We start from the raw sequence: 3771 nt of genomic DNA, 5'->3' as shown, positions 1-3771 counted from the left end.
GGGGTCCGCGGCGCGCAGGTCCGCGGCGAGCGGGCCTCGGCGGAGGTGTCCGCCGCGGGACGCCCCGGTGGAGAGCGCCTCGGCCGCGCCCAGGAAACGGGCGATGTGCAGGAAGGCCTGGCGCGCCTCGGGGAGGATGTCGGCCAGGAGGGGGAAGACGTGCGGCATGCGCCGCCACTCCTCGTAGGTCACCGGCACGCCCGCCTCGCGGGCGCGCTCGGCCACGCGGCGGCCCTCGTCGCGGAGGACCTCGGTGGAACCGGTGACGATCATCAGCGGCGGCAGGCCCGCGTAGTCGCCCAGCACCGGGGAGACCAGGGGGTCGCGCGCGTCGAGGCCGGAGGTCCAGCGCCGGGCGAGCCAGTCGACGCGGCCGGCCGGGATCAGCGGGTCGGCCAGGCGGTTGGCCCGGCGGGGGGTGTCGGTGAGGTCGGTCCACGGGGACAGGCATACGGCGGCGGCGGGCAGCGGCAGCCCCCGGTCGCGCAGCGCCAGCAGGGTGGCCAGGGTGAGGTGGCCGCCCGCCGAGTCGCCCGCGAACAGGACGTCGGCCGGGTCGTGCCCCCGTTCCAGCAGGCACAGGTAGGCGGCGAGCGCGTCCTCCAGCGACTCGGCCAGCGTGTGCACCGGGCCCTGGCGGTAGTCGAGGGCCAGCACCGGGCGCCGGGCGGCGACCGACAGGCGCCAGGTGATCGGCCGGTGGGTGGCCGGGGAGCAGACGAAGTAGGCGCCGCCGTGGAAGTAGAGCAGGACCTTGCGCTCGTCGAGCTCCCGCCCGGCCCGGACCCACTCCCCCTCGCACCCTCCGAGGGACTCCCCCTCGACGGTCACGTGCTCGGGCAGCCGGAGCGGGACCTTCTTGGCCAGGGCGACGATCCGGGAGGCGGCGACCACGCTGGCGTCCGACCGCAGCAGGAGCCCGGAGATCGGCTTGAACGTGCCGCGCAGGATCGTGTTGAGCGCCGTGGCCTGCCAGCTGACAGGGTAGCCGGGGCAGACGTCCACGTTGATCTCGTCGCGCATGCGGGCACCTCCTTGAGAGGAGGATGCCCTTCAGAACTTCCTTCTACCATTCCGCGAAGATATCGCCATGGTTACGGATATGTGACGAGATGTCCCATATCTCTCTCCGTAACCGCGGCCCGCCCGCCTGTGGGCCCGTACCGCGCCGTCCTCCCCCGCGGGCCGCGCCACCTGCGGGCGGGCGCGACGAAAACCCGTTGCCCCGGCGCGGGACCGCGGGGAAAATGGCACCGCCGTCCCGGTGCACCGGACCTCCCTGGAGGACGCCTTCCTGCTCTACGCGCGCATCGCCGCCTACGGCTTCCGCCGTCACTCCGCCTACCGCGCCGCCGCCCTCGCCGGAGCCTTCACCAACAGCGTCTTCGGCATCCTCCGCGCCTACGTCCTGATCGCCCTCTGGCAGGCCCGCCCCGGCCTCGCCGGCTACGACGTGACGGACGCCGTCACCTTCTGCTTCCTCAGCCAGGCGTTCATCGGTCCCATGCAGGTCTTCGGCGGCGGGCTGCAGCTCGCCGGGCGCGTGCGCAGCGGGGACGTCGCCGTCGACCTGCTGCGCCCGGCCTCCCTGCAGCTGTGGAGCCTCGCCGACGACCTGGGCCGCGCCGCCTACCTGTTCCTGCTGCGCAGCCTGCCGCCCACCGTCCTCGGCGCCGCCCTGTTCGGCATCGTCGTGCCGGCCGACCCGGCGACCTGGGCCGCCTTCACCGCCTCGTTCGTCCTGGGGGTGCTCGTCAGCTTCACCCTGCGCTACCTGACGGCGCTGTCGTGCTGCTGATCGTCGACGATCAGGGCGTGCAGTCGCTCTCCCTGGTGCTGACGCTCTTCCTCAGCGGCATGGTCCTGCCCCTGCACCTGTTCCCCGGCTGGTTCGGCGCCCTGGCCCGGTCCCTGCCCTGGGCGGCCATGGTCCAGGTCCCCGCCGACGTCTACCTCGGCAAGCGGGACGTCCTGGAGTCGCTCGCCTTCCAGGCCGGGTGGGCTGCGGCGCTGCTCGCGCTGGGCACCCTGGCCACCCGCGCCGCCCGCCGCAAGGTGGTGGTCCAGGGTGGCTGACCCGGGACGGTCCCGCGCGGACCGCGCCGCGGGCGCCCGGAACGGAGCCGCCCGTGGTTAGGACCTACCTGCTGCTCGCGTGGACCTGGTTGCGCGCCTCCGCCCAGTACCCCGCGTCGCTGGCGATGATGACCCTCGGCTCGTTCGCCGTCAACGCCTTGGACGTCGCGGCCATCTGGATCATCTTCCGGCACACCGATTCGCTCGGCGGGTTCGGCCTGGCCGAGGTCATGTTCCTGTACGGCACCGCGGACATGTCCTTCGCCCTGGCCGACACGCTCTTCGGCAACGTCGACCGGCTCAGCCACCACATCCGGAGCGGGAGCTTCGACACCATGCTGATCCGCCCGGTCTCCGCGTTCGTCCAGATGGCCACCGACCGCTTCAGCGTGCACCGCTTCGGCCGGCTCGCCCAGTCCGCGGTGGTGCTCGGCATCGCCCTGCCCCGGCTCGGCCTGCCCTGGGAGCGGGCGTGGGCGGTCCCGCTGATGATCGCGTGCGGAGTCGTCATCTTCGCCGCGGTCTTCACGCTCGGCGGGGCCCTGCAGTTCCTGCTGACCGACGCCCCCGAGGTGGCCAACGCCTTCACCTACGGCGGCAGCTCGCTGACCCAGTACCCCCTCAGCGTCTACGGCGAGCAGCTCGTCAAGGGGGTGACGTTCGTCGTCCCGCTGGCGTTCGTCAATTGGCAGCCGACCCTGTACGTGCTGGACCGGCCCGACCCGCTCGGCCTGCCGTACTGGCTGCGCTTCGCCGCGCCGCTCGCCGCCCTGCTGCTCGCCCTGGCCGCCGCGCTGGCCTGGCGGGCGGGCATCCGCCGCTACCGTTCCACGGGGAGTTGACCAGATGATCGAAGTCGACCGGGCAGGGCGTTCCTTCACCGTCGGCCGGGGCAGCGCCCGGCGGACCGTGCACGCCGTACGGGATCTGTCGTTCACGGTCGGAGCCGGGGAGTTCGTCGGCTACCTCGGCCCCAACGGTGCGGGCAAGTCCACCACCATCAAGATGCTCACCGGCATCCTGGCCCCCACCTCGGGCCGCCTGCGGGTCGCGGGGCTCGATCCCACGCGCCGCCGCACCGCGCTCGCCCGCCGGATCGGGGTGGTCTTCGGGCAGCGGACCACCCTGTGGTGGGACCTGCCGTTGAAGGACAGCTTCCAGCTGATCCGACACCTTTACAAAGTAGATCGAATTGATTTCCGGCGGCGGCTGGACGAGCTGGCCGGCCTGCTCGACCTCGGGGCGTTCATGGACACCCCGGTCCGCCAGCTCAGCCTCGGCCAGCGCATGCGCGGCGACGTCACCGCCGCCCTCCTGCACGACCCCGCCGTCCTGGTCCTGGACGAGCCGACGATCGGCCTCGACGTGGTCAGCAAGGTCGCCATGCGCGACTTCCTGCGCCGCCTCAACGCCGAGCGCGGCACGACCGTCCTGCTCACCACCCACGACCTGGGCGACATCGAGAAGCTCTGCCGCCGCGTCATGCTCATCGACCACGGCCGGCTCGGCTTCGACGGGACCCTCGACGACCTGCGCGCCACGGCTCCGGACGGGGACTCCCTGGAGGAGGTCGTCGCCCGCCTCTACACCGGCTCGGGTCCGTGATCGCGAAGGGGCGCCCACCGCGCGGTGGCGCCCCTTGCCGAGGACGTGCCTACGGCCTACTTGTAGGTGACGTCGCTCTTGGTGACCTTG

General features: G+C 72.7%; 5 protein-coding genes. 4 read left to right on the top strand and 1 reads right to left on the bottom strand.

What is annotated here, in order from left to right:
• Positions 1-1023: alpha/beta hydrolase (locus tag ACWJ6R_RS32170; protein ID WP_449065825.1), on the bottom strand; the 1023-nt coding region annotated here is incomplete at its 3' end.
• A 241-nt stretch (positions 1024-1264) separates the two neighbouring features.
• Here ACWJ6R_RS32170 and ACWJ6R_RS32165 point away from each other — a divergent pair.
• From ACWJ6R_RS32165 to ACWJ6R_RS32150, 4 genes are read left to right on the top strand one after another with little or no spacing between them, the layout of a single operon-like run.
• Positions 1265-1798 (top strand): ABC-2 family transporter protein, encoded by a 534-nt coding sequence (locus ACWJ6R_RS32165; protein ID WP_449065824.1) that lies wholly within the window; start codon positions 1265-1267, stop codon positions 1796-1798.
• Positions 1789-2076, top strand: coding sequence for a hypothetical protein (locus tag ACWJ6R_RS32160; RefSeq protein ID WP_449065823.1), 288 nt, complete (start codon positions 1789-1791; stop codon positions 2074-2076). The genes ACWJ6R_RS32165 and ACWJ6R_RS32160 overlap by 10 nt, the downstream gene beginning before the upstream one ends.
• 53 nt (positions 2077-2129) lie before the next feature.
• Positions 2130-2918: an ABC transporter permease gene (locus ACWJ6R_RS32155; RefSeq protein WP_449065822.1), complete on the top strand. Its 789-nt coding sequence runs from the start codon at positions 2130-2132 to the stop codon at positions 2916-2918.
• Between the two features lie 4 nt (positions 2919-2922).
• A complete protein-coding gene (locus tag ACWJ6R_RS32150) occupies positions 2923-3681 on the top strand; it encodes an ABC transporter ATP-binding protein (protein ID WP_449065821.1) in 759 nt (252 codons plus the stop codon).
• Positions 3682-3771 lie beyond the last annotated feature (90 nt).

The organism is Planomonospora algeriensis, from assembly GCF_977012225.1.
This window is presented reverse-complemented; position numbering and strand designations above follow the sequence as displayed.